General features: G+C 73.1%; 25 protein-coding genes and 1 pseudogene. 16 read left to right on the plus strand and 10 right to left on the minus strand.

What is annotated here, in order from left to right; genetic code table 11:
* Position 1 precedes the first annotated feature (1 nt).
* Positions 2-1,207: an alanine--tRNA ligase-related protein gene (locus ACZ56V_RS10200; RefSeq protein WP_468940875.1), complete on the minus strand. Its 1,206-nt coding sequence runs from the start codon at positions 1,205-1,207 to the stop codon at positions 2-4.
* 265 nt (positions 1,208-1,472) lie between these two features.
* Positions 1,473-2,933, minus strand: coding sequence for an amidase (locus ACZ56V_RS10205; protein ID WP_468940878.1), 1,461 nt, complete (start codon positions 2,931-2,933; stop codon positions 1,473-1,475).
* Between the two features lie 128 nt (positions 2,934-3,061).
* Here ACZ56V_RS10205 and ACZ56V_RS10210 point away from each other — a divergent pair, with 128 nt between their 5' ends.
* On the plus strand, positions 3,062-3,649 hold the full coding sequence (locus ACZ56V_RS10210; RefSeq protein ID WP_398909761.1) for a TetR/AcrR family transcriptional regulator: 588 nt from the start codon (positions 3,062-3,064) through the stop codon (positions 3,647-3,649).
* A gap of 42 nt (positions 3,650-3,691) precedes the next feature.
* On the opposite strand, the gene ACZ56V_RS10215 is transcribed toward ACZ56V_RS10210, so the two are convergent.
* Together ACZ56V_RS10215 and ACZ56V_RS10220 are read right to left on the minus strand one after the other, a co-directional pair.
* Complete coding sequence (locus ACZ56V_RS10215) at positions 3,692-4,660, minus strand: LysR family transcriptional regulator (RefSeq protein ID WP_468940881.1); 969 nt, start codon at positions 4,658-4,660, stop codon at positions 3,692-3,694.
* A gap of 40 nt (positions 4,661-4,700) precedes the next feature.
* Entirely contained in the window at positions 4,701-5,294 is a 594-nt protein-coding gene (locus ACZ56V_RS10220) for a TetR/AcrR family transcriptional regulator C-terminal domain-containing protein (RefSeq protein WP_468941620.1), read from the minus strand.
* 78 nt (positions 5,295-5,372) lie between these two features.
* Between ACZ56V_RS10220 and ACZ56V_RS10225 the strand changes: the two genes are divergently transcribed.
* Both ACZ56V_RS10225 and ACZ56V_RS10230 read left to right on the plus strand, forming a co-directional pair.
* Positions 5,373-6,635, plus strand: coding sequence for an FAD-dependent monooxygenase (locus ACZ56V_RS10225; RefSeq protein WP_467379192.1), 1,263 nt, complete (start codon positions 5,373-5,375; stop codon positions 6,633-6,635).
* Between the two features lie 78 nt (positions 6,636-6,713).
* Positions 6,714-7,580 (plus strand): endonuclease/exonuclease/phosphatase family protein, encoded by an 867-nt coding sequence (locus ACZ56V_RS10230; protein ID WP_468941623.1) that lies wholly within the window; start codon positions 6,714-6,716, stop codon positions 7,578-7,580.
* A gap of 7 nt (positions 7,581-7,587) precedes the next feature.
* On the opposite strand, the gene ACZ56V_RS10235 is transcribed toward ACZ56V_RS10230, so the two are convergent.
* Positions 7,588-7,830, minus strand: a complete 243-nt coding sequence (locus ACZ56V_RS10235; RefSeq protein ID WP_398909756.1) for a hypothetical protein — start codon at positions 7,828-7,830, stop codon at positions 7,588-7,590.
* Positions 7,831-8,000: 170 nt separating this feature from the next.
* Between ACZ56V_RS10235 and ACZ56V_RS10240 the strand changes: the two genes are divergently transcribed.
* The gene (locus ACZ56V_RS10240) at positions 8,001-9,125 is read left to right on the plus strand and encodes an ABC transporter substrate-binding protein (protein ID WP_468940885.1); all 1,125 of its coding nucleotides are present in this window, start codon (positions 8,001-8,003) and stop codon (positions 9,123-9,125) included.
* A 37-nt stretch (positions 9,126-9,162) separates the two neighbouring features.
* On the opposite strand, the gene ACZ56V_RS10245 is transcribed toward ACZ56V_RS10240, so the two are convergent.
* Entirely contained in the window at positions 9,163-10,311 is a 1,149-nt protein-coding gene (locus ACZ56V_RS10245; RefSeq protein WP_468940888.1) for a serine hydrolase domain-containing protein, read from the minus strand.
* A 165-nt stretch (positions 10,312-10,476) separates the two neighbouring features.
* On the opposite strand from ACZ56V_RS10245, the gene ACZ56V_RS10250 reads away from it, so the two are divergent.
* The gene (locus ACZ56V_RS10250; protein WP_356372189.1) at positions 10,477-10,851 is read left to right on the plus strand and encodes a VOC family protein; all 375 of its coding nucleotides are present in this window, start codon (positions 10,477-10,479) and stop codon (positions 10,849-10,851) included.
* A 28-nt stretch (positions 10,852-10,879) separates the two neighbouring features.
* Positions 10,880-11,243 (plus strand): annotated as a pseudogene (locus ACZ56V_RS10255) (dihydrofolate reductase family protein); the annotation flags it as partial.
* Positions 11,244-11,335: 92 nt separating this feature from the next.
* On the opposite strand, the gene ACZ56V_RS10260 reads toward ACZ56V_RS10255, so the two are convergent.
* Positions 11,336-12,022 (minus strand): alpha/beta fold hydrolase, encoded by a 687-nt coding sequence (locus ACZ56V_RS10260; protein ID WP_467379195.1) that lies wholly within the window; start codon positions 12,020-12,022, stop codon positions 11,336-11,338.
* Between the two features lie 113 nt (positions 12,023-12,135).
* Between ACZ56V_RS10260 and ACZ56V_RS10265 the strand changes: the two genes are divergently transcribed.
* The 3 genes from ACZ56V_RS10265 to ACZ56V_RS10275 all read left to right on the plus strand — a co-directional run bounded on the left by ACZ56V_RS10265 (position 12,136) and on the right by ACZ56V_RS10275 (position 16,147).
* A complete protein-coding gene (locus ACZ56V_RS10265; protein ID WP_467379196.1) occupies positions 12,136-13,122 on the plus strand; it encodes a helix-turn-helix transcriptional regulator in 987 nt (328 codons plus the stop codon).
* Positions 13,123-13,287: 165 nt separating this feature from the next.
* Positions 13,288-15,399, plus strand: a complete 2,112-nt coding sequence (locus ACZ56V_RS10270) for an acyltransferase family protein (protein WP_468940893.1) — start codon at positions 13,288-13,290, stop codon at positions 15,397-15,399.
* A gap of 61 nt (positions 15,400-15,460) precedes the next feature.
* Positions 15,461-16,147, plus strand: coding sequence for a 2-phosphosulfolactate phosphatase (locus ACZ56V_RS10275; protein WP_468940895.1), 687 nt, complete (start codon positions 15,461-15,463; stop codon positions 16,145-16,147).
* A gap of 22 nt (positions 16,148-16,169) precedes the next feature.
* Here the strand turns inward: ACZ56V_RS10275 and ACZ56V_RS10280 are convergent, their stop codons facing one another.
* The 3 genes from ACZ56V_RS10280 to ACZ56V_RS10290 form a co-directional block, all read right to left on the minus strand.
* Positions 16,170-16,820, minus strand: coding sequence for a YceI family protein (locus ACZ56V_RS10280; RefSeq protein WP_468940898.1), 651 nt, complete (start codon positions 16,818-16,820; stop codon positions 16,170-16,172).
* Positions 16,821-16,971: 151 nt separating this feature from the next.
* Positions 16,972-19,389, minus strand: a complete 2,418-nt coding sequence (locus ACZ56V_RS10285; RefSeq protein ID WP_468940901.1) for an SCO7613 C-terminal domain-containing membrane protein — start codon at positions 19,387-19,389, stop codon at positions 16,972-16,974.
* A gap of 90 nt (positions 19,390-19,479) precedes the next feature.
* Positions 19,480-19,926: an ATP-binding protein gene (locus ACZ56V_RS10290; RefSeq protein WP_468940904.1), complete on the minus strand. Its 447-nt coding sequence runs from the start codon at positions 19,924-19,926 to the stop codon at positions 19,480-19,482.
* A gap of 225 nt (positions 19,927-20,151) precedes the next feature.
* On the opposite strand from ACZ56V_RS10290, the gene ACZ56V_RS10295 reads away from it, so the two are divergent.
* From ACZ56V_RS10295 to ACZ56V_RS10325, 7 genes are all read left to right on the plus strand, one after another.
* The gene (locus ACZ56V_RS10295) at positions 20,152-21,024 is read left to right on the plus strand and encodes a helix-turn-helix domain-containing protein (protein WP_398909738.1); all 873 of its coding nucleotides are present in this window, start codon (positions 20,152-20,154) and stop codon (positions 21,022-21,024) included.
* Positions 21,021-21,290, plus strand: a complete 270-nt coding sequence (locus ACZ56V_RS10300) for a DUF397 domain-containing protein (RefSeq protein ID WP_467379201.1) — start codon at positions 21,021-21,023, stop codon at positions 21,288-21,290. Before ACZ56V_RS10295 ends, ACZ56V_RS10300 begins: the two co-directional genes overlap by 4 nt.
* The gene (locus tag ACZ56V_RS10305; RefSeq protein WP_468940909.1) at positions 21,287-22,102 is read left to right on the plus strand and encodes an SAM-dependent methyltransferase; all 816 of its coding nucleotides are present in this window, start codon (positions 21,287-21,289) and stop codon (positions 22,100-22,102) included. Before ACZ56V_RS10300 ends, ACZ56V_RS10305 begins: the two co-directional genes overlap by 4 nt.
* A 41-nt stretch (positions 22,103-22,143) precedes the next feature.
* Positions 22,144-22,902 (plus strand): IclR family transcriptional regulator, encoded by a 759-nt coding sequence (locus ACZ56V_RS10310; protein ID WP_398909733.1) that lies wholly within the window; start codon positions 22,144-22,146, stop codon positions 22,900-22,902.
* An 86-nt stretch (positions 22,903-22,988) separates the two neighbouring features.
* Positions 22,989-23,393, plus strand: a complete 405-nt coding sequence (locus tag ACZ56V_RS10315) for an STAS domain-containing protein (protein ID WP_467379202.1) — start codon at positions 22,989-22,991, stop codon at positions 23,391-23,393.
* A 107-nt stretch (positions 23,394-23,500) separates the two neighbouring features.
* Positions 23,501-23,860, plus strand: a complete 360-nt coding sequence (locus ACZ56V_RS10320) for a DUF488 domain-containing protein (RefSeq protein WP_467379203.1) — start codon at positions 23,501-23,503, stop codon at positions 23,858-23,860.
* 112 nt (positions 23,861-23,972) lie between these two features.
* Positions 23,973-24,419, plus strand: coding sequence for a nuclear transport factor 2 family protein (locus ACZ56V_RS10325; protein ID WP_468940915.1), 447 nt, complete (start codon positions 23,973-23,975; stop codon positions 24,417-24,419).
* The last annotated feature ends 55 nt before the right edge of the window (positions 24,420-24,474 follow it).

A 24,474-nucleotide genomic window follows, 5' to 3' on the forward strand; every position in this document is an offset into this window, starting at 1 on the left:
GTCAGGACCGCACGGTCCCCACACCGTCCGTTTCCGGGTACTCGCCCTCGAGCAGGCCCGTCACCAGCTCGCGCGGCAGACCGTGGGTGTCATGGAGGTAGTGGAAGTCCTCCTCTCCCAGCGGGCCCCGGAAGCGGGGCCGGGCGAGCACGTTCCGGCCGCGGTCCAGGAGCCGCCGGAACCTGCGCTCCTCCTCCACCAGCAGGCGCCGTACGAGGCCGGGGTCGGCGTCCTGGCGGAAGTGACCCAGGGTGTGCGTGATCAACTCGTCCGGCAGGTCCCCGAGCACCCGCGAGGGGTCGTCCCTCCACAGCACGGTGAGCAGCCGTCGCACCAGGCGGCGCAGCACATGGCCCCGGCCGGTGTGGGACGGCCGGACTCCGTCGCCGATGATCACGACGGCCGACCGGAGGTGGTCGCAGACCACCCGGAACGACGGTTCGTCCAGCGGCCACAGGGCGGGCACCAGCCGCCGCCACGGCTCGAAGACGTCGCACTCGAACACCGACGACCTGCCTTGCAGGAGGGCGGCGAGGCGCTCCAGGCCGAGGCCGGTGTCGACGTTGCGCTGCGGCAGCGGCACGAGGCGGCCGTCGTCGAGCCGGCGGTGGCGCATCATCACGTGGTTCCACACCTCCACCCAGCGGTCGTCGCCGGTGGGCGTGGACCGGGGCGGGGTGTCACCGCTCCACAGGAAGATCTCCGAGTCGGGTCCGCACGGGCCGACCGGCCCGTTGGACCACCAGTTGTCGTCCACCGTCGGCTCCACGGGGACGCCGCGCTCCTGCCACAGCCGCAGTGACTCGGTGTCCGGGCCGACCTGCTCGTCACCTCCGTACACGGTGGCGTGCAGCCGGCCCGGGTCGACGCCCAGCCCCTCGGTGAGCAGCCGGTAGCCCCAGTCGAGACTCCGCGAGCCCCCGTAGTCGCCCAGCGACCAGGTGCCGAGCATCTGGAACACCGTCAGATGGGTGCTGTCGCCGACCTCGTCCAGGTCCGTGGTGCGCAGACAGCGCTGTACGTTGACCAGCCGCCGGCCCAGCGGGTGGGGGCGGCCCTCCAGGTACGGGGTGAGCGGATGCATGCCGGCGCTGGTGAACAGCACGGGGTCGCCCGGCTCGGTCAGCAGCGTCGAGCCGGTGATCCGGCGGTGACCCTGATCCTCGTAGTACTCGACGAACGTGCGGATGATCTGCTCGGTGTCCATGGGGTGACTCCTTCGCTTCGGGGCGGAGAGGCACCGGAGAACGGAACCGTGCGGTCCTCGCACCGAGGCGAAGGCGGCGGAACGCCGCGGGAACCACCGACGGGCCGTTTCCGGTCGCCGGTGGAAGAGGGGAAGGTCAGACGGCGGCAACCGGCGAGCTGGTCGCTCGCGCGGTCGCGAAGGTGCTTCTGCCGATGACGTTCATGCCACGAAGATAACGCTCCGGGCGCCCGCCGGCACCTGGATATTCCGCGGCCCGGTGGCCTCAGGAAGCCACCGGAGCGGGAACGTTCCCCGCCCACACGCCAGGAGTTCGGTCCGACCACGGTTGGGCCCGTTCGAGCTGTCCGGCGAGGCGGAAGAGGAGGTCTTCCCGCCCGTACCCGGCGGCGAACTGCATGCCGACCGGGAGCCCCGTCCCCGGGTCGGCCGTCAGCGGAACGGACATGGCGGGTGTGCCCGCCACGTTGAACGCCATGGTGAACGGGGAGCGGTCGTTGAGCCGGTCGATCCAGCCGAGGCCGTCGAGCGCCTCCGCGCCCTCGCCGTAGGTGCCCAGCAGCGGGGGCAGCTCCGGCAGGGTGGGGGTCAGCAGCAGGTCGTGGGTGGCGAAGTACCGGGCCAGGCCGCGGGCCACGCGGTTGCGGATCGTGAGGGCGGCGACGAACTGGGGTCCGCTGACCCGCTGCCCGTAGCGGTGGGCGGCCAGCGTCGCCGGTTCGAGGGACGAGGAGTCCACGGGCCGGCCGAGGGCGGCGGCCAGGTCGTCGACCGAGGCCGCCAGATTCGCGGTCGACAGACGCGCGTTGGCCAGCACGAACTCCTCCCAGTCGGCACCGAGGCCGACCGTGGCCTCCTCCGTGCGGTGGCCGAGGGATTCCAGCAGACGCACGGTCCGCGCCAGCGCGTCGGCCACCGGGGCGGCGGTGTGGCGTCCACCCCAGGCCTGGGCGAGGACCCCGATGCGCAACGAGCCCGGCGGGCGCGTGACTTCCTCCGCGTAGGGGCGGGACGGCTGCTCGGCGTAGTAGGGGTCGCCCGGCTCCGGGCCGCGTATCAGGTCGAGCAGCGCCGCGCTGTCCCGCACGGTGCGGCTGACGCTGCCCTGGACGGCCAGGCCGTTGAAGCCCTCGTCGAGGGCGGGGCCCAAGGAGACCCGGCCGCGCGTGGGCTTCAGCCCGAAGACCCCGTTGTACGCGGCGGGGATGCGCAGCGATCCCGCGGCGTCGGTGGCGTGGGCGAGGGGGACCGCTCCGGCCGCGACGGCCGCGCCCGCGCCGCCGCTGGATCCGCCGGCGCCCCGCCGGGTGTCCCACGGGTTGCGGGTCGGGCCGTACAGCACCGGTTCCGTGGTGATGCTGTAGGCCAGCTCCGGGGTCGCGGTGCGTCCGAAGGTCACCAGACCCGCGTGGCGGAAGCGCCGCATCAGGAAGGAGTCGGAGCGGGCGACGTGCCCGGCCGCGAGTCGGCTGCCCAGCTCGCTGCGCCGGCCCGCCATCGCGACCCCGAAGTCCTTGATCAGGAAGGGTGCGCCGGCCAGCGGGGTGCTGCCGGGCGCCGGGCGGTCGTCGGCCGGCCAGGTCTCCACCACGGCGTTGATCCGCGGATCGACCCTCCGCACGGCCTCGCGCGCGGCGGCCTCCACCTCGGCGGGGGTCACCTCGCCCTTGGCCACCAGCTCCGCGAGGCCCACCGCGTCGTGGCGCACGTACTCGGAAACTCTCACTGTCACGCTCCCCTGAACGTCGAACGATACCCAAGAGTCCCGAACGATACCGAGCGGTATCGAGTGGGACGGACTGGTACCGTAGCAGGGAGCGCAGAGACCCATCGACCGGACGTCACGGAGCACGCATGACATCGACCGCCGCCAGGCCGGGCAGGGTGGCGAAGCTGCCGCCCCGCGAGCGCATCCTCGACGCGGCCGAGGAGCTGTTCCAGAGCGAGGGCATCCGGCGCGTGGGCGTCCAGGCGATCGCCGAGAAGGCCGAGACCACCAAGATGGCGATCTACCGGCACTTCGAGACCAAGGACGCGCTGGTCGCCGAATGGCTGCGGATCCTGGCCGCCGAGTACCAGGCGGCCTTCGACCGCGTCGAGGCCGAGCACCCCGGCAGGCCCCGGGAGCAGATCCTGGGCCTGGCCCGCTTCATCGCCGACGGGCTGCCGGCGCTCTCGTACCGGGGGTGTCCCTTCGTCAACTCCCTCGCCGAACTGCCCGACCGCTCCCATCCCGCGCGCCAGGTGATCGAGGAGCACAAGGCCAGTCAGACCCGCAGGCTGGTCGGCATGTGCGCCGGGGCGGGGCTGCCCGACCCCGAGCAGGTCGCCGCCCAGATCACCTTCGTGCTCGAAGGGGCGCAGGTCAGCACGCAGAACGGAAGCGTCGATCGGGCGGGGGAGCGGCTGATGCGCATCGTCGAGGCGATCGTGGAGCAGTAGCGCCTCGCGAGGGATGCGTGTTCTGCCGGGGGCCTCGCGACGTCAGCGCGGGGCGTGACCGCGGCCGCCGTCGCCACGGTGCGGTGCCGTTGCCCAGGAAGGCAGCCAGATGTCCTCGGGCAGCGGGGCCAGGCTCGCGAAGTGGGTGATGACCGCCCGCAGGCCGGGGTGCGGATTCTCGCGGGGGAGGATGAGCGAGAGCGGGTAGGCGAGCGTCGGCCGTGCGATGGGGATGCGGCGCAGGTCGTGGCCGGTCGGCCAGACGTACCGGTCGCGCGAGCCCACGAGGGTGGCCACGTCGTCGGAGTCGGCGAGGATGTCGAGGAGCACCTCGTTGCCGAAGTTCGGGCCCGCGGCGTCCACGCGGAGGTCGAACGCGGTCGTGAGCTGGTCGTAGAAGTCCGCCCATTCGCTGCCCGGCGCGATACCGGGCACCCAGATCCGGTGTCCGCGCAACTGGGCCGGTGTCACGGCGCGAGCGGAGGCGAGCGGGTGTCCCGGGCCGACGACGAGTTCCAGCGGGGAGTGGAAGGCGTGGATCATCCGTAGCTCGTGCGGAAGGGCGGCCGGATCGGTGACCGAGCGGAAGGAGGCGTCGACGTCGCCCGCCCGCACGGCGGCCACCGCCAGCCGCGGATCGTCGACCTTGAGCGTCACCACGTCCAGTGCGGTCTCCGGATGTGAGCGCCAGTAGTCGTGCAGGACGACGGCCTGCGCGCTCCGCAGGCCGAGAACGTCGATCCGCAGCGCCCGCGAGCCCCGTCGGATCGCGGCGACGGCACGATCGGCATGTGCGACGACGTTCCGCGCGTGCGGCAGGAAGGCCTGCCCGTCGAGGGTCAGCTCGACCCCTCGGGCGGTACGGGTGAACAACCGGACGTCGAGTGTGCGCTCAAGGGTCGCGATCCGCTTCGAGACGGCCTGCTGCGTCACCCCCAGCTCGTCGGCCGCGTGCCGCAGTTGTCCCAGCTCGGCCGCGCGGACGAACGAGCGCACCGCCTCGGTATCCATGCGAGCGAGCATAAAGCGTCCCCCGGCCGACGGTTGCGGCTCATCCCGCGCGCCTCACCTGCTGCTCCAGACCTTCGAGGATGAGGGCCAGCCCCGCCTCGAAGGCCGACTCGTGGTCCATCGGCGGTACGTCCAGGGGCAGGCCGGCCGGCGCGGCGGCCGTACGGTCCCCGCGGTCGCCGGGGCCGGTGTCCGCCTGCTCCTCCAGGACGCTGCCGACCGTGAAGCGGCCCGCGGCCAGCATCGCCGTCCGCGCATGCTCCTCCGGTACGCCCGCCGCGGTCAGGAACGCCATCTTGTGGGCGATCCGGTCCAGGTCGGCCCCGCCGGGGCTGCTCCCGGCGTGGAGTCGTGCGCCGTCGCGGCGCAGCAGCAGGGTGCGCCGGAAGCTGCGCGTGTTCTCCAGGAACCAGTCGCGCCAGTCGTCGGCGGGCGTCGGCAGCGGAGCCGTCGCGTGCGGGGCCATCGCGGCCTCGCTCATGGCGCTGAGCAGCTCCTTCTTGTTCCGGAAGTGGTAGTAGAGCGACGGCTGCTCGACGCCCAGACGTCTGGCCAGCTGTCTCGTGCTGACGGCGTCCAGGCCGACCTCGTCCAGCAGGTCGAGCACCTCGGTGAGGACGGTCTCGCGGTTCATCTTCGCCACATTGACAATCTATCGCCGATAGGTGACGCTGCAAAGCGTACCTATCACCGATAGAAAAAGAGGTGCGGCATGACCCACGGATCGCCGGGCGGCGACCGCCTGAAGGTCCTCATCTGCGGCGGTGGGATCGCCGGTGAGGCGCTGGCCCACTGGCTCGCCCGGGGCGGCCACCGGGTGAGAGTCGTCGAACGCTTCCCCGCGCTGCGGGCCACGGGTGCGCAGGTGGACCTGCGCGGGCAGGGCATCGACGCCGTCGAGCGCATGGGGCTCCTGGACGCCGTCAGAAGCAGGCTCGTGGACGAGGCGGGGGTCGCCTTCGTGGACCGCCGGGGCAGGAAAAGGGGGACGATCATGGCCAACACCTCCGGCCGGGGCCGTCAGACCCTGACGTCCGAGTACGAGATCATGCGCGGGGACCTGGTACGCATCCTCCACGACGCGACGCGCAAGGACGTTGACCACGTGTTCGGCACGAGTGTGGAGCGCTTCGAGCAGGACGAGAAGCGGGTCGTCGCCCACTTCTCCGACGGCTCGTCCGAGGCGTTCGACCTCCTCGTCGGCGCGGACGGGCAGGGCTCGCGCATCCGCCGGGCCCTCCTGCCGCCCGGCACCCCCGACCCGTACTGGCGCGTGGGGATCCACATGGCCTACTGGTTCGTCCCGCGCATCGCGTCGGACAGTGGCATCCGTGACACCTACCACGCGCCCGGCGGCCGGATGATCATGCGCAGGAGCCACCATCCGACCGAGACCCAGGTCTACTTCGTCCTGCGGGAGCGGTCCGCGCAAGCCTCGGCCGTCCACCGCGAACCGGTCGAACGCCAGAAGCAGTTCTGGACCGACAGGTTCCGCGACGCGGGATGGCAGACCGCGCGGTTCCTCGAAGGCATGCGGGGGACGGAGAGCTTCTACTCCCAGGAGGTCGTGCAGGTGCGCACGGACACCTGGTCCCGGGGCCGTGTGGTCCTGGTCGGCGACGCGGCACACTGCGCGTCCCCCTACAGCGGCATGGGCACCTCCGGCGGCCTGGTCGGCGCCTACGTCCTGGCCGGCGAGCTCAACCGGCACGGCCACGACCTGCCCACCGCCCTGGCCAACTACGACAGCGTGCTGCGGCCGTTCGTGGACGCGATCCAGGCCGAGGTGAAACCACGCCTGCTGCGCCTGGGCATGCCCGGGAACCAACGGACCATCGACGCCCTCCACGCGGTCACGGCACTGGCCTGCCGCCTGGGCGTCCCCGAATTCGTCGCCCGCCACGCGAAGGAGGACCGCGGAGGCGACTGGCGGCTCCCGGACCCGCCGGTGATCCGTCGCCGCGAGGCGGGTTAGCGGGGCGCGGGAGCGGCACAGCGGCGCCGGGGCCCGCGCCCCCGTGCCATAACCTCGTCCGTGGAAACGTCAGTTGTCCTGTGTGTCCACACCGAGGAGGCGGCGGTGCTCAAAAGCGGCGGCTCGCGATTGCTCGTATGCGCCGTGGCGCTGGCCTGCCTGGCGCTGATGGGCCCCAGCGCCCCCGGCGGCGCCCTGTCGGGCAGGTCGCTGCCCGTGGAAGCGGTCAAGGACGTCGTGCCGAACCGGGTCATGACGTGGAACCTGTGCAACCCCTGCGACGCGAGCAACCTCGACCGGGCCGCGGAGATAGCCGCGCACGCGCCCCAGGTCATCGGCGTGCAGGAAGCCTGCGCACGCGACGTCGACCGGATCCGGGACTACCTGGAGGCCTTCCACGGGCTGGTCTACCACGTCGAGTACGGGACGGTCCTGGAGAACTGGGGCCGCTGCGGGGGAGCGCCGTGGAACCCGGGGGGCTTCGGCCAGGCCATCCTGTCGGCGGCACCGATGACGGACCGGGTCAACGTCGAATACCCCGACGGCGGATCCGAGGACCGCGGATACCTCGCCGTCACCACCGAGGTGGGTGGCCGGTCCGTCCGGGTCTTCAACACCCACCTCGCCCAGCGGCGCCAGGAGGAGTTCAGGAAGGGCCAGGTCCGCGAACTCGCCACCGAAGTCGCCCGGCGGGACCGCGCCATAGTCCTCGGCGACTTCAACGCCGTGCCGGACGCCCCCGAACTCGACCCGATGTGGGCCCTGGCCACCGACACCGACCCGCAGTGCCATCCCTCGCCCGTCGGCACCTGCGAGCCGACCACGGACTGGCAGAGCAAGTTCGACTACGTCTTTCTGCGCGGCATCGCCCCCGTCGAGCACCGGGTGGTCCACACCGAGTACTCGGACCACGACATGCTGTACGCCGACCTCGACGTCACCTGACTCACCGTCACCTGATGCGGTGGCTCTCGCGGAAGGGTGACGTTTCGAGGACGATCGGGTGCCGGCGCGGATCGATGGCGGTCAGGGCGTACCGGCCCGCGCCGCGCCTGGAGGTGAGGGAACCCGTCGCGAGCAGGTGATGCAGGCGGCTGACGCCGAGCACGCACCACTCCACGGCGTCCGGCTCGCCCGCCTCCGCCGGACTCTCGACCAGTTCACCGTGCAGGTGCGCCACGGCGAGCGCCGCCAAGCGCGCACGGTCCGGGCGTTTGGCCAACACGCTCACGGAAATCGCGGACAGGAAGGCGGACGCGGTCCGGTGGACCTGTGGCGGCAGCGACATGCCGACCAACCTGGTCAGCGGCCGGCGGTACGCATAATCGGTTGCCCCCGGTGCCGGTGGCGGGTGCAATGTCGGCCATGATCAGCGAGGTGCGTCCGCCGGGGCGGGACGAGATGAACGCGCGTGTTCGGATCGGCGCTCTCGCGCCGCTGACCCGGCCCGGCTGGGAGGAGGCGGGCCGGCACCTCATCGCGGGGATGGAGCTGGCCGTGCGCGAGGTCAACGACGCCGACGGCATCGAGGGCAGACCACTCGAACTGGTGGTCCGGGACACGGCGGCCGATCCGCACCGGGCCGCGGCGGCCGTGGACGAGCTGGCCCGGCTGGGCGTGGCCGCCCTGGCGGGGGAGTACCACAGCGTCGTCGCGCGCGCCGCCGCCGCCCGGGCCGACGCCCTCGGCCTGCCGTTCCTGTGCTCGTCGGCCGTGCTCGACGCGCTCACCGAGCAGCCGACGCCCTGGGTCGCGCGTCTCGCCCCGGCGCAGTCCCTCGGCTGGCGGATCTACGCGGACTTCCTCCTCGCCGCGGGCCACCGACGCATCGTCGCAGCCGCCGAGCCGAGCGTCTACTGGGCGTCCGGTGCCCGCATCCTGCGGGACCACCTCGCGCCACGCGGCGGCACCGTCGTCGAGGTCGACATGCGGGAGTCGGCCCCCGTGTCGGTGTGCGACGCACTCGTCGACGGTCACGCGACCGCCCTGCTCCTGCTGGTCGGTCACCCCGAGCCGGCCGTGTCGATCGTCCGGTCCGTCCGCCGTGACCCGCGCCTGGCGGAAATGCTGATCGGTGCCCCGGCCGGGCAACCTGAGTCCGCCGCATGGGCGACGTCGCTGGGTGGCGACGGTGCGGCGGTGCCGTTCCTGCGCTACCTGCCCGAGCGCCTCGGCCCACTCGGCACACGCGTCGGGACGGTCCTGCGCGAAAGGCTGGCCGATGCGCCGTCCTTCGTCGCCTTCGAGGGCTACGACACGGTGGCCGTCCTCGCCGAGGCCCTGCGCTCGCACGGCACCGACCGGGCGTGGACCGCCGAATCCTGGGCGAGCGTCTCGGCCGAGGGCACCCGCGGACGGATCCGGTTCACCCGCACGCCGGGCGTCGGCGTGTGGCAATGGGCCTGGGCGCCGGTCCAGGTCGTCGACCGGGATCCGGCGCGACCCGGCCGGTTCCGCGTCCTGCGCTCCGTCGACGCCCCGACACGCTGACTCGCGCGCGTGATCCGCCCGATGCTCCGCGGCCCGGTCAGCCGTACATCGCCACGCGGTGGAAGGCCGCGAGGGCCTCGTCGATGGGGTGGGGCCGCGGCCGGCCCGAGGGGTCGAGCGCGTTCCACCGCTGGAGGTTCACCGCGACGGCCATGCGCCGCCTGCCGTCGGCGCTGATCACGGCCAGGGCCCCGGCGCCCCAGGCCGTGCCGCCGTGGCCCCAGAAGGTGTCCTGACCAGGTGCCTCCATCGGGTGCAGGCCGAGACCGTACTCGATCGTCCGGCCCTCCTGGGAGACGACCGGCACGGTGCGCCGCATCTGCGCGAGCGACGACGGGCTGACGATCTCACCGGCCAGCAGCATCCCGAAGAAGCGGTTGAGGTCCGCGACGGTGGATATCAGCGAGGCGGCGGGACCCACCCACGACATGTCGTAGACGCTGTAGTCGCGCGGCGGGTCGATCATGCCGAACCAGGCCTCGTAGAGGCGCGAGTGCGGCTCGCCCACGTACGGTCCGGTGGGCAGTTCGGTGTCCTGGAGCCCGGCGCGCTCGATGACGTTCCGGGTGATGCACCGCTCGGCGGTGGTGCCGGTCACCTCCTCCAGGAGCAGGCCCAGGATCAGGTAGTTGGTGTTCGAGTACAGGCCCGGAGTGCCGCCCGGGATGCCCACGGCGGGCGCGGCCACCCCGAGTTCGATCAGTTCGGCGGGTTCGAAACGGGTGAACCGGTGGTCCTCCAGGCTCTGGGGCCCGGTGTCCGCGAGGGCGGGGAACGCCTTGAGCGACGCGTAGGCGTGGGGGAGGTACTCGGCGAGACCGCTGGTGTGGTTCAGCAGCATCCGGACCGTGACGGCGTCGCCGCGTTCGCCGGGAAGCAGTCCCGGCAGGTACCGGCCGATCGGCGTGTCCAGACCGATGCGGCCCCGCTCGACCTGCTGCAGGACCGCGGCGGCGGTGAAGGTCTTGGTGATGCTGCCGACACGGTGGCGCATGTCGGCGCCGATCGGACGGCCGGTGGCGACATCGGCGACCCCGGCGGCGCCCCGCCAGACCTCGTCTCCGTCCCACACCTCGGCGAACAGGCCCGGCATCCCGGCGCGATGGACGTTCTCGATGGCCGCGTCCAGTACCTCGGGGTCCAGAGAGTCACTCACGGCACGTGTCCTTCCCAAGCTCTGCGACATGCCCTTGAACCCATTATGCACGCACCGCGTGCAATACCAAGTGCAATGGGAGGACAGATGGAGTTCCACCCGGCCTGCCGTCGTGCATGCCCACCGCCGCCCCGGGTAGGACCCTCTCCGTGCGAGGGCGTAACGCCAGGGCCCCCAGAGCGAGGAGTGTCGGACGTGATTCGAAAGCTGCAGGCGGTCGCGCTGGACTGTGCCGATCCGGTACGGCTCGCAGAGTTCTACGCGGAACTGCTCGGCGGGCGCGTGGTCGCGGATCCGGACGACTCCGACTGGATCGAGGTGCACGGCTTCGAGGGAACGCCGCTGGCCTGCCAGCGGGTGGACGGCTACCGGGCGCCCGAATGGCCCGGCCAGGACCGCCCGCAGCAGCTCCACCTGGACTTCGACGTCGACGACCTCGAAGGCGAGGAGAAGCGGGCGCTCGCACTCGGCGCGACCGTCCTGGAACGGACGGACCAGCTCCGTCCGGGCGCCAACTGGCGCGTCTACGCGGACCCGGCCGGCCACCCGTTCTGCCTCTGCCTCCACTGAGCCCACCAGCCGTCCGGACGAAGGACATGACGTCTTCTCCAGCCTCGACTGCTTCGGCGCCGCCGGCGGCGACTGGACCGGCTAATGGGGAAAGCAGGGACCCGAGCTGCTCGACCACCGCCTCGCCCAGTACGGGGAGGAGAAGCGAATGGGCTTCGGGGCCCACGGCTACCGGCTTTCGCGCAGATGCCGGCCGCCGGCACCGAGGGCAGCGAGGTACGTGACCTCTGGGGCACCCGGATGCGGCGACGCCGTCGACGTCGTCGCCCCGGCTCAAGGAGGAGTCCGCGATGCCGTTGCGCTCGCACGGCAGCCTGTCGATGAACCGGGCGCTGATGGCCGCCGGCCTGGTCGACCGGGTCCAGGTGACCCTGTACCCGGTGATCACCGGGTACAGGGTCACCCGGTGATCACCGGCCGGACGGGCCCGTCCTGCACGCCTGAACCCCGGCCGCGCCCCCTCCCCGGCGCAGCACGGCGCCCGTCAGCCCGCCTCGGCCGCCGCGGCCAGGACCCGGGCCAGCTCGGCCGGCTTGGAGATCATGGGCCAGTGTCCCGAGTCGATGTCCGCGAAGTCGACGCGCTCGGCCCGGGCGAGTTCCGGGACATCGCCCCCGTCGATCCACTTCCGCGCCTGGGCGGGTGTGAACTCGGGGCACACGACCACGACCGGAACCTCGAACCGGCGCTCGTCGGTCAGTCGCACCACGCCCCCGGCCACGGCTTCGGGCACCGGAATCGCGGCCGCCGCCAGCTCACGCCTGGCCGCCTCGTCGAGGTCGGCGGCATCGGGCCCCTGGAAGGGCTCCCAGCCGGGAAAGGGCATCGCTCCGTCCCTGACCTCGAAGAAGTCGGCGTACGGCCGGCCGTCCGAGGCCGGAATGCCGCCGATGAGCGCGACCTTGGCCAGCCGCTCCGGCCGCCGGTCGGCGGCCAGCCAGGCCAGTCCGCAGGCCGCGGAATGGCCCACCACCATGGGCTTGCCGGGTGCCGCGTCCACCGCGGCCAGCACGGCCGCCACCTGATCGTCGAGCGTGGCGTTCGACGCGCCGTCCCCCTGCCCCGGGAGGGTGAGCGGCACCGGACGGTGGCCCAGCGACTCCAGCGCGGTCGCGACGCGTTCCCACACGGATCCGTCCAGCCACAGGCCGCCGATGAGCAGAATGTCCATGATCGGTTCCCTTCGTTGCCTGGGCTCACCGTAGGACGAGATCCGGACGATCCACTGCCGGTTTGTTCCCCGTGGTCATTCCTGGCGTCCGCCGCGCGGATTAGCCTGCTCCCGTGCCCAACGACCCCAGCCCCACCGCGCGAGCGCTGCGCACCCTGGAGATCCTCCGCACCCGCCCCACCACGACGGCCGACGAACTCGCCGAGCGGCTCGGTGTGACGGAGCGAGCGGCGCGCCGGTACGTCGGGATCCTCAGGGAGGCGGGCATTCCGGTGGAGTCGGCCAGGGGACCGCACGGCGGATACCGGCTGGGCCCCGGGACGAGACTGCCGCCCGTGCACTTCACGCAGGCCGAGGCCCTCGGCCTCGTCATGGCGGCGCTCGGCGGCCGACCCGCCGTGACCGACGCCGACGACCTGGTGGGGGCCGCCCTGGGAAAGGTCGTCAAGGCGCTGCCGGAGAGCGTCGGACGGCAGGCGGCACTGCTGCGGGAGTACGCGTCCGCCGCCCCCGACCCGTACGCGGCCCACCCGGACCCCGCTGTCACCAGCTCGCTCGTCGAGGCCGTCGCCCACCGGCGCCGCGTGCTGCTCTCCTACCGCAGCGAGTCCGGCAACGCCTGGGAGGAGGAGGCGGACCCCTGGTCCCTCGTCGTCCGTCACGGGCGCTGGTACCTGCTGTGCCACTCCCACCGCGTGGACGCCGTCCGCACCTACCGGGTGGACCGGATCGGCGGGGTCCGGAACACCGCCCGAGGCTTTGACCCGCCCGCCGGCTTCGACCCGGTGGCGGTGCTGGAGGAGAACCTGGGCACCGGATGGCGGTTCGCCACCCGGGTGGTCTTCGACGCCCCGCCGGCCGAGGTCGCCCCCTGGATCCGCCCGCCCATGGGCCGGCTCGAACCCCTGGGAGACGGCTGCGTCCTGGTCGGCAGCACCCGTAACCCGGACATGTACGCGCAGGAATGGCTCGCGAGGGTCCCGGTCCCCTTCCGTATCGACGGCGGAGCGGAACTGCGTGCCGCGGCCGCCGCACTCGCGGCGCGCTTCACCGCCGCGGTGCCGGACCACCGGCCCGGCTCCCGGCCGGCGGCGGGCTGAGGCGCTTCCCGGTCGCCCGGCCGGACGGGGGCTGAACCGCTGGTTGCCCGCGGTTGAACCTTCCCGGCCGAGGCCGAGTCGGGCGACGGCGGCGGAACTCCGGGAGGCGGCGCGCTGATCTTGTCAGGCGCAGCGTGTCCGTCGCCCCGAGGAGCCAGCCCCCTGATGACCAGCACCATGCCCACCGCGGCACCCACCGTCCCGGCCGCCGGTGAATCCGCGCCGCCTCACAGCCGTCCCCCGCGGCTGGACATCCAAGGGCTGCGCGCGGTGGCCGTCGGGCTGGTGGTGCTCTCCCACGCCGGCGTGTCGCGGGTCGGCGGCGGCTACGTCGGCGTCGACGTCTTCTTCGTGATCTCCGGCTTCCTCATCACCTCGCTGCTGCTGCGCGAACTCGCCGCCACCGGCCGGGTGTCGCTGCGCTCCTTCTACGCCCGCCGGGCACTGCGGCTGCTCCCCGCGTCGTCCCTGGTCATCGCCGTCACGCTGGGTGGGGCATGGCTGTTCCTGTCGAAGGCGCGGCTCGCCGAGTACGCGGGCGACGCCCTCGCCGGGGCGCTGTACGCGGTCAACTTCCGGCTGGCGGCGGCCGGTACGGACTACCTCGCCCAGAGCAGCCCGCCGTCGCCGTTCCAGCATGTGTGGTCGCTCGCCGTGGAGGAGCAGTTCTACCTGGTGTGGCCGGTGCTCCTGCTGCTCACCTGGCGGATCGCCCGCGGGCGGCGCGCACGGGTGGCGGTGCCGCTCGCCGCCCTGTGCGCGGTCTCCTTCGCGATGGGCGTCCTCGTGACGAACACCTCGGCCCCCTGGGCCTACTTCAGCTCCCCCACCCGGGCCTGGGAACTGGGCGCCGGAGCACTCCTGGCCCTGGCCGCCGCCCGGCTGCGCCGCCTGCCCGGCGCCCTCGCCGCCCCGCTGAGCTGGCTCGGCCTGGCCTGCGTCACGCTGGCGGCGCTCTGGTACGACGACGAGACGCCCTTCCCCGGCCACCACGCGCTCCTGCCCGTCGCGGGCACCGTGCTCGTCCTGGCCGGCGGCTGCGCGCCCACCGCGTACGGCGCGGGGCGGCTGCTGGAGCGACGGCCGCTGGTGTGGCTCGGCGGCCTCTCGTACGGCTGGTACCTGTGGCACTGGCCGCTGCTGGTCATAGCCCCGGCGGCACTCGGCCGCGCCGACGGCACCGCCGACGTGCCGCTGGCGCTCGCACTGTCGGCCGTCGCGCTGGGCTTGGCCTGGCTCACCCTGCGCCTCGTCGAGAACCCCGTCCGCTTCCACCGGGCCTTCCGCCGGCGCCCGCGCCGCGCCCTGGCCCTCGGGGCCGCGCTGACCGCGAGCGCCTCGGTGCTGTCCCTGACGGCGACGGCGGTACCGCCGACGATCGAGGTGGGCGGCCCCGCGCCCGCCCTGGCACGGGCCCTTGCCGACGCCCCCGACCCGCGGACACGCCTCGCGGAACTCCTGACGTCGTCCCCCACCGCCCTGCCGAGCAACCTCGCGACGGCCCTGACGCGGGTCAAGTCCTCCCGCTCCGCGCTCTACCGGGACGGCTGTCACGTCGACCGCGCCGCCACCCGCCCGCTGCCCTGCGTCTACGGGGACCGGACCTCCTCCCGTACGGTCGTCCTCTTCGGCGACTCCCACGCCGCGCAGTGGTTCCCGGCCCTGCGACGGCTCGCGGTCGCCCGCGGCTGGCGACTGGTGCCGCTCACGAAGGCCTCCTGCAAGGTCGCCGACGTGACCATCGTCAACCTCCACAAGCCGTACACCGCCTGCGACACCTGGCGCTCCCACGCCCTGGAGAGGATCAGGGCGCTGCGACCGGCCCTCGTACTGGCCTCCTCCTCGGACGCGGGCGACCCGGCCCGCCCCGCCGCCGACCCCCTGCGCCAGTGGACCACCGGCTTCGAGCACACCTTCCGCGCCCTGCGCGGCTCCGGCGCCCGGGTCGCCGCCCTGCTCGACACCCCGTGGCCCAAGGGCGACCCGATCGACTGCGCCGCGCGGAACTCCCTGCAACTGCGCGCCTGCGCACACCACTTGCCTCAGGCGACCCGGGACGCGACGCGCGGCCGGGCCGTACGGGCCGCCGCCTCCGTCACGGGCACCACGGTCATCGACCCCACCCCCTGGGTCTGCGCCCCCCGCACCGGCGTCTGCCCCGTGGTCGTCGCCGACACCGCGGTCCACCGCGACGACAGCCACCTCTCGGAGGCGTACGCCGAGGCACTCACCCCGCTCCTGGCGGCGCAGCTGGACCGACTCGTGGACGCGCCCTGAAGCCCGGAGCCCCCCCCGCGGGGTGTGGCCATGCCGACGGGTGTACGCGATCATGATCGCGATGGACACTCGTTTCGTTGGCATTCCCGAGGTGGCCGAGGCCCCGTCCGTGGCGGTCGTCGTCGACGTCATGCGCGCGTTCACCGTGGCCGCGTGGGCCTTCGCCCGGGGGGCGGAGAAGATCGTCCTGGCCGGGTCGCTGGACGAGGCCCTGGCTCTCAAGGCACGCGACCCGGACCGCGTGGCCCTCAAGGACGGTGCGCCCGCGCCCGGGTTCGACCTGGTCAACTCGCCGGGCCTGCTGCGCTCCGCCGACCTCGCCGGACGGACCGTCGTGCAGAAGACCACGGCGGGGACGGTCGGTGCCCTCGCGGTCAAGGACGCCTCGCTGGTGCTGTGCGCCGGCTTCGTGGTCGCGGAGGCGACGGCCCGCCTCCTGCGGCAACGCGCCGCCGAGCACGTCACGTTCGTGGTCACCGGCGAGGACGGCAGGGCCGACGAGGACCTGGCATGCGCCCAGTACATCGCGGGCAGGGCCACCGGGGCCGGTACGGACGCCGCCGGATTCCTCCGCCGTGCCGCCGCGTCGCGTGCCGCGGCCGAACTGGCGGAGGGGGTGCGTCAGGGCGTCCACCCCGACGACGTCGCACTCTGTCTCGAGGCCGACCGGTTTGCCTTCGCCATGGTCGCGGCCCGGGAGGACTCGCTCATGGTCCTGCGCCCGCGCGCCGTGCCCCAGCCGGTGTGAGCGCCCGCGGCCCGGGGAGGGCTCAGGTGGAGCGGATCGCGGAGATGTCGAACTGCAGGCGGACCTTCTCGCTCACCATGCTGCCGCCCGCGTCGAGCCGCTGGTTGTAGACCAGGCCCCAGTCCCTGCGGTCGATGGTGGTGGTCCCGTCGAAACCGGCCCGCTCGTAGCCGAACGGGTCCACGACCGAGCCGAGGTAGTCCAGTTGGAGCTCGACCGGCCGGGTCGTGTCGCGGATGGTGAGGTCTCCCGTCATGCGGAAGCTCTCCGCGGACTCCTGGACGGTGGAGGTGCTGCGGAAGGTCATCTCGGGGTGACGCCGCGCGTCGAAGAAGTCCTTGCCGACGAGATGGGCGTCCCGTTGCTCCACGCCGGTGTCGACGCTGGCGACGCGGATGACGAGGTCGGCCCGGGACTCGGAGGGGCGGTCCCCGTCGAAGTAGAGCCTGCTGTCGTAGTCGGTGAAGGCCCCGCGGACCGTGGTGACCATGGCGTGGCGCACGGAGAAACCGATCCGGCTGTGCGGGCGGTCGATGGTCCAGTGTCCGGTCAGCGCGCGAAGGGCCGGATCGAGCGTGGCCGCCGCTGTCGCGGACCCCGCGGCGAACCGCTCCGGTCCGACGGCCGCCGGCTGCTCGGCGGTGGCGGTCTGGCGACGGCTGAAGATACCCATGAGTCGGCCCTTTCGAATTGATCACTTCGTGTTACCACGAAGCCGATCAGCGGCCCACAGCAAGATGGGTGACCTCGTCCGGCTTCCATGACCCCGACCGCAAAACTGCACGGGTTCGACACGAGGTCACCCCCTTGTGCCCGCGCCGGCCCTAGTGGAGCCGCCCGAGTGCCTCCCGCAGCCGCCGGGCGTCCCGCAGTCGCTGTTCGTAGGTGGCGCCCAGGACGAGCAGCACGAGACCGGCGAGGGCCGGCGGTGCCCATCGGGGGAGCGCGCCGACGACCTGGGTGAGGTACGGGGCGAGTTCGTGCAGCGCCACCAGCGCGAGCACCCCCGAGCCGAGGACCAGCGGCGCCTGGAGCCGCTGCCGGGCGCCCGCCAGCGTCACCGCGAGCGCGGCGACGCCGAGCAGCAGGGGACGCAGCCAGTGCTGGTCGTCCCAGGCGGAGAGCAGACTCGGCACCAGGGTGGCGGCCAACCCCGCACCGTACGCCGTCCACGAGGAGACCGCCGCGTCGCGGCGCCGGCGCAGGAACCCGACGGCCAGCGCGGGCCCGGTCACCGGCAGGGTGTAGGCCTCGGGCGTACCGACGTCCCACGCCGCCAGGCGCACCCAGGCGGCCAGCAGGAACAGCGCGGCCGCCGCCCAACCGGCCGCCCGCCGCTCCGGGCGCAGCGCGGAGGCGGCCGCGACGACACCACACAGGGAGAGGACCAGGGCCAGCGTCGGCGGGTCCGGCACGGCGAGGGCGAGTGCCAGCAGTGCCGCGGCTCCGCCCGCCACCTCGACCGGCACGGTCGCGCGCGATCCACCCGTCCGCGACGCGATCAGGGCGGCGACCGCGGCTACGGCGAGCACCAGCAACGCCGTGTGGTGCGGGGTGAAGCCGGCGGAAGCGCCGATCGCGCAGGCCAGCGCGGTGGCGTGACCGAGGGCGGCGGGCGCGGTGAACGGAGCTGCCCCCGGGCGGCGCCCGGCCGCACCGAACAGGACCGTGAGAGTCACGAGTACGCCGATCGTCGCGGCCTTGGAGGCGAGCGCGAGGAGGGCGAGGTCGACCGAGGTGACGAGGGTCAGCAGCAGGGCCGTCAGGGCCAGTGGCGACGGCCCCTCGTCGGCGCGGTCGGACCGCGCCGCGAGGCCCAGGGCCGCCACGACCACCGCCGCCTGCGCCACCAGCCCCGCCGTGTACGGCAGTTGGAGCGCCACCGGGAGAACGAAGACGGCCGCCCACCCGAGGACGAGGGCCACCACCATGACCGCCGGACGCCGATGCGTGCGGCGCCCGGCCGTCACCAGCACCCCGGCCACCACGGCGAGGACCAGCGGCACGGTGCTCGCGTAAGGAGGCGGGGGCACGTCCGTGAACACGGCGTCCCGGACGCTTCGCGGCGCGCCTGACCAGGGCGTCGCGGCCCGGGCCGCCGGACCGAACACGCTCCCGGCGACCAGGGGGACCGCCCACAGCACCGCGCAGCCCTGGACCGCCGCCGATGCGCGCGCCAGCCCCTGACGCAACGGCCGGGGAAGCGGCGTCCGCTCCGCCGCCAGCAGGGCGAGCGCGCAGGCCAGGCACCCCGGCACCGTCCACTCGCCGGGCACCGAGACCCGCAGCACCCCGCCGGCCCCGGCGACCAGGCACAGCCCCGCGGCCGCGGCGGCGCCCGCGGCGACCTCCCGGTTCGCGACGAAGCGGCCGGCCCCCAGGGCGAGCGCCGCGGCCACGACCAGGAGCGCCGCCGCCCGTGCTGCCGTGCCGGGGCCGGACGCGCTCCAGCAGAGCCACCCGGCCGACAGCACCCCGACGGATCCCGTGCCCAGCGCGCCGACGACGGCGACCACACGCACCGGCGCCGGCGCGGCGCGCAGCGCGACGGCGGTGCCGCCGGCGGCGGTCGCCAGCAACACGGCGGTGAGCGTGTGCGGACCCGCGCCGACCGCGAAAGCCCACAGCAGCGGGGGAAGGTGGGCGGTCGCCACGGCGAGCGGGAGGGGATGGAAGAGCCCGAGGCGCACACCGTACGCGGCCCACAGCGCGGCCAGGGCCGCGGACGCGGCGGCCGTGTAACCGACGCCGTCCGTGCCGGTGAACGCCACCTCGTGGAGCGCGTAGGCGTCGAGGACGGTCAGGGCCGTCCCCAGCCCGGACACGGCCTCGGCGGTCGACCCCAGCCCGCGCCGCAGCAACGCCACCGGCGCGCCCAGCGCCGCCACGGTCAGCGCACCGAGGACCAGCGCGCGCCCCGCGATCCCCAGGTGGCCCCAGCTGACGAGGGTGAACGCGATCGCCGCGACCGTCAGCAGTACGCCACCGAGCACCAGCAGCACGTTCTGCACGCCGGGCGCGGTGGCCTCCGGCCGGCGAGCGACCGGACCGGCGCCCGGGCCGGTGGGCCAGGCTTCTGGCGGCGTACCGGGATTCCGGGCGGGCTGCGGTGCGGCGGCCGTCCGCAGCGTGTGGATCAGCCACGCACGGCGCCGCAGCAGGACGGCGCGGCGCACGTCGAGTTGCCGCAACTCGGCGTCGAGGATCCGCAGTTCCTCGGCCGGAGGCGGAAGATTCGTCATGCCCCGGAGTGTGGCCCCCGCCACGTGCCGGGACATGAGCGCGGATACTCAGCTCGTACTCATCACTCCCGGCGGCGCGTCCCGGTGGGCTCAGACCCCGATCCGGAGCACGGCCCAGACGGTGGTGCCCCCGGTGCGTCCGGACCGGGTGGTTCCCCAGGAGTCCGCGAGCTGCTGCACGATCAGCAGCCCCCGGCCGCTCTCGTCCTGTGCGCCGGAGTGGCACCCGGCCGGACGGGCCGACGTGCGTCCGTCGTCGTGCACCTCGATCCGCAGCTGTTCGCGCGAGGTCAGCGACAGGCCGCACAGCATGCGGTCGCTGCCCGAGTGGATCACCGCGTTGGTCGCCAGTTCCGACACGAGCAGTACCGCGTCGGTGCACACGTCGCCGGGAAGCCGCCAGACGCGAAGCTGGCGGCGCACCGTGTCGCGCGCCGTCCGCACGCTGATCCGCAGCGAGGGAAGGTCGAACCAGTGTTCCCGGTCCGGATGCGCCGGCGGTAACACTCCGGGCGAGGGGCTCGTGTGGGGGGTCACGGTGATCGCCTTCCAGTCAGGACGGGCGCGGTGGGGGAGCGGGCCTCGGCGGGCGCGGACGGGACGGTGGTCGGACGGGCAGGCTCACGGACGCAACTATGCTCGCCGTCCGGTTCAGGCTGCAACCGAATCCCTGATAATTTCAGGAAGACCGCTTCAGTCTGGTGCCATCACCAAGTCGCTGCCACAATGGCCCCGGTGACAGCCCATCAGGAGGTGGGGGGTGTGAGTGAAGCACGGTCCGGCGCGGGTACCAGCGCCCCGACGGTGCTGCGCATGATCCTGGGCCGCCGGCTCCAGGAGATGCGGCAGAACGCGGGCGCCTCACTGGCCGACGCCGCCAAGGCACTCCGGGTCACGCCCCTGACGATCCGCCGGCTGGAGAAGGCCGAAGTCGCCCTCAAACCCCTCTATGTCGAGAAGCTCCTGCAGACGTACGGAAGAGCACAGCAGGAGACGGACGAGTTCGTCGCGCTCGCCGAGCAGGCCAACCGGCCCGGCTGGTGGCACGCCTACCGCGACGTGCTGCCCAACTGGTTCACCGCGTACGTCAGCCTGGAGACGGGCGCCGGCACACTGCGCACCTACGAACCCCACTACGTCACGGGGCTGCTCCAGACCCCCGCGTACGCCCGCGGCGTCCTGGGCGGAGGCTTCCCGAACGGCTCCGAGGAGGAGTTGGAGCGCCGCGTCGGGCTGCGGCTGCGCCGGCAGAGCCTGCTGGAGCGGGAGAACGCCCCCACCCTCTGGGTGGTCATGGAGGAAGCGGTCCTGCACCGGGTCGTCGGCGGTCCGGAAGTGATGCGCGAGCAGATCGACCGGCTCCTGGAGGTGTCCGAGCTGGAGCACGTCAGCATCGACATCCTGCCCTTCGCCGTCGGCGCCCACGTCGGGGCCTGCGCCCCCTTCACCTACTTCCGGTTCGAGGAGCCGGAGCTGCCCGACGTCGTCTACAGCGAGATCCTCTCCGCGTCGATGTACCTGGACGAACGGGCCGACGTCGTCGCCCACCTGGAGGCGCACAACAGGATGTCGCTGCTCACCTCGACACGGGACAGCACGGCACTCCTGAACCGCATGCGCAAGGAGTACTCATGAGCACCACCGACGACCCCGTGTACAACGGGATGCCCGCCCGCGACCTCGGGGAAAGCGGCTGGGAACGCCCCTGGAGCGGACCCAACGGCGGCCAGTGCGTGGAGACCAAGCAACTCGCCGACGGACGCGTCGCGATGCGTCAGTCCACCGACCCGTCCGGCCCCGCACTCATCTACACGCCCGAGGAGATCGGCGCGTTCGTCCGGGGAGTCAAGCAGGGCATGGCGGACCACCTCACGGCCGGCCTTCCGAAGGGAACAGGATGAGCAACACCCACGCCGCGCGGGACCTCGACACCAGCAGGCCGCACTCGGCCCGCATGTACGACTACTACCTCGGCGGCAAGGACCACTTCCCGGTCGACGAACAGGCCGCCGAAGCGGTCGCCGGGGCCTACCCGGGCATCTTCACCTGTGCCCGGGAGAACCGCGCCTTCATGCACCGCGCCACCCGGGTACTGGCGCAGGAACACGGCATCCGGCAGTGGCTGGACATCGGTACCGGCATCCCCACCGAGCCGAACGTGCACCAGGTGGCGCAGTCCGTGGTCCCCGAGGCCCGAGTGGTGTACGCCGACAACGACCCGCTCGTCCTGAAGTACGCCGAGCGCCTGATGCGCAGCACCCCGCAGGGCCGCACCACCTACATCGAGGCCGACGTCAACGACCCCGACTCCCTGCTGACCGCGCCCGAGCTGGCCGAGGTGCTCGACCTGTCCCGGCCGGTCGCCCTGTCACTGAACGCCCTGATGCACTTCATCACCGACGACCGCGACCCGTACGGCATCGTCGAGCGGCTGATGGCGGCCCTCCCGGCGGGCAGCGCCCTCGCCCTGAGTCACTGCACGCCCGACTTCGACCCGCCCACCTGGGAGAAGGTCACGGACATCTACACCGGCGCGGGCACGCCGGTGCAGTTCCGCTCGCAGATGGACGTCACCCGCTTCTTCGACGGGCTCGACCTGCTCGAACCGGGCGTCACCGTCGGTCACCGCTGGCGACCGTCGCAGCCCGCCGGGCCGGACGCCCCCACCGACGCCCAGGTCAGTCTGTGGGCCGGGGTCGGCATCAAGCCGTAGCGCACTTGCCGGACCGCTCCGGTGGGGCGCAGGGTGGAGGGGTGAGCGGTCAGGAGGGCCCCACGCTCATCTCCTCGGTGCAGCGAGCGTTCCGGCTGATGGAGGCCGTGGGCGCCCACGCGAGCGGCGTACCGGCCAAGCAGCTGGCGCGCGAGACGGGCCTGGCCCTGGGTACCACCTACCACCTGCTGCGCACCATGGTCCACGACGGCTATGTGCGCAAACTCGAGGACGGCACGTTCGTCCTGGGCGAGAGGCTGGGCGCGCTGCACGCGGGCAGCCGCGACCAGACGGCGCTCAGCAGGGTCCGTCCGACGCTCACCGAGCTGCGGGACGACCTGTCGGCCGCGGCCTATCTGACCCTCTACGAGGAGGGCGAGATCCGGGTCGCGGAGATCGTGGACGGGCCGAAGGCCCCCCGCGTGGATCTCTGGGTCGGCTTCGAGGACGCCGGGCACGCGACGGCGCTGGGCAAGAGCGTGCTGCGCGAGCTGGACGCCGACGCCCGCGCCGAGTACCTCTCCCGCCACGCGCTGAACGATCTCACCCCGCGCACCATCACCTACCGTGCCGAGCTGCTGCGGCGTCTCGACGCCTCACCGCGTCGCCCGGCGGTGACCGACATCGAGGAGTACCGCCTGGGCACCGCGTGCGTCGCGGTCCCCGTCCGCCGGGGCGACACCATCGGCTCGCTCGGCATCTCGCTGGACGCCCACCGCACGGACCGCCTCGACGACGCCGTCACGGCGCTGCTCACCACCGCGGAGCGGGTGTCCCGGGGGCTCTCGCTCACCATCTGAAATCCGTGCCCTTGTGGCAGCACGGCCGTACCGCGTTTCCTGGATGAGACGGGCAAACCGGACAGACTTTGCAGGGGAGCGAGAGCGTGAGTGAGCAAGGCGTCGCAGGGCGGCACGTACAGGTCGGCAGCCACGTGGCGAACGGCTGGACGGTCGTCCGGGCCGACGACGAGATCGACATCGCCTTCGCGCCGCTCGTACGGGCCGAGGTGGCACGCCGCCTCGCCGACGGCCACCGGCACTTCGTGCTGGACCTGTGCGACACCCCGTTCCTCGACTCCATGGGACTCGGCATGATCGTGGCCGTGACCAAGCGCATCAGGAACCATGACGGATCGCTGCGGATCGCCTGCTCCGACCAGCGGCTCCTGCACGTCTTCGCCCTCGGCGGCCTGGGGACGGTCTACTCCTTCCACGACTCCGTGGAGCAGGCCGTCGCGCAGCCTCCCGGCACGGAGGGGCTGGCCGGCTGGCCGCGCGTGCGCGCCTGACGAGGCCGCCGCCGGCCCGTGTTTGGGCCCGCCGCGGCGGTTCACCTGGACGGGACGGCGCACGGGAAGCGCCGCCCGGTTCGTCTCTCGTCTCCGGAAGGTGGGTCATGGCCGCACGGGTCGGATACCGGAGGATCTACGAAAGCCCCACACCGCAGGACGGCAAGCGCGTGCTCGTCGACCGTCTGTGGCCGCGTGGCGTGAGCAAGGAGAAGGCCCAACTGGACGAGTGGCTGCGCGACGTCGCCCCGTCGACCGATCTGCGGCGCTGGTACCACCACGATCCGCAGCGCTACGACGAATTCCGGCGCCGCTACTTCGCCGAGCTGGAGGACCCCGGCCGCCGGCCCGCGCTGGAGCGCCTGCGCGCCCTCTCGGCAGACGCCAGGGTGACCCTGCTCACGGCCACCAAGGACGTGGACCACAGCGAGGCGGCCGCCCTGGCCCAGTGGCTGGACGGTTCCTGAAGGAGAGGCCCCGCCCGGCCCTACCCCGGAGGTAATCGCTTCGTCCGGCGCGCGCCGACAGGATGGGCGGTCTCTCCGCATCGACGGGATGCGGTCCCGGAGGAGGTCAGCCATGCCCACGGCCACATCGACGCACACCCGCTCCGTGGTGGCAGAGCTGCTGCGCAGGATCGGCGCGGGCGACCCCGGGCACATCGCCGAGCTGTACGCCGAACAGCCCGACTGGAGACTCGACTGGCCCGAGTCCGAGCACGGCCGTCCCGCCACCCCGTGGATCCGTCACCGGTCCACCCGTGCGGACGCGGCGGCCCACTACCGCGAGCTGGCCGAGCACCACATCCCCGAGCAGGCCGCCACCGAGGTGGAACGCGTCCTCGTCGACGGGAACGACGCGGTCGTACTCGGCGAGATCCGCCAGACCGCCCGCCCCACCGGCCGCGCCTACCGCGCCCGCTTCGCCCTCCACCTCACCGTCGAGAACGGCCTCATCACCCGCCACCACGTCTACGAGGACAGCCTCACCGTCGCCCGGGCCTTCGAGACGACGGCCCGCGAGTGAGGGCTCGCGGGCGGACAGTGCCGTAGAGGCGGCGTCACGCTCCTGACCACCCGGG

The sequence above is a fragment of the Streptomyces sp. NPDC034099 genome (assembly GCF_055575415.1).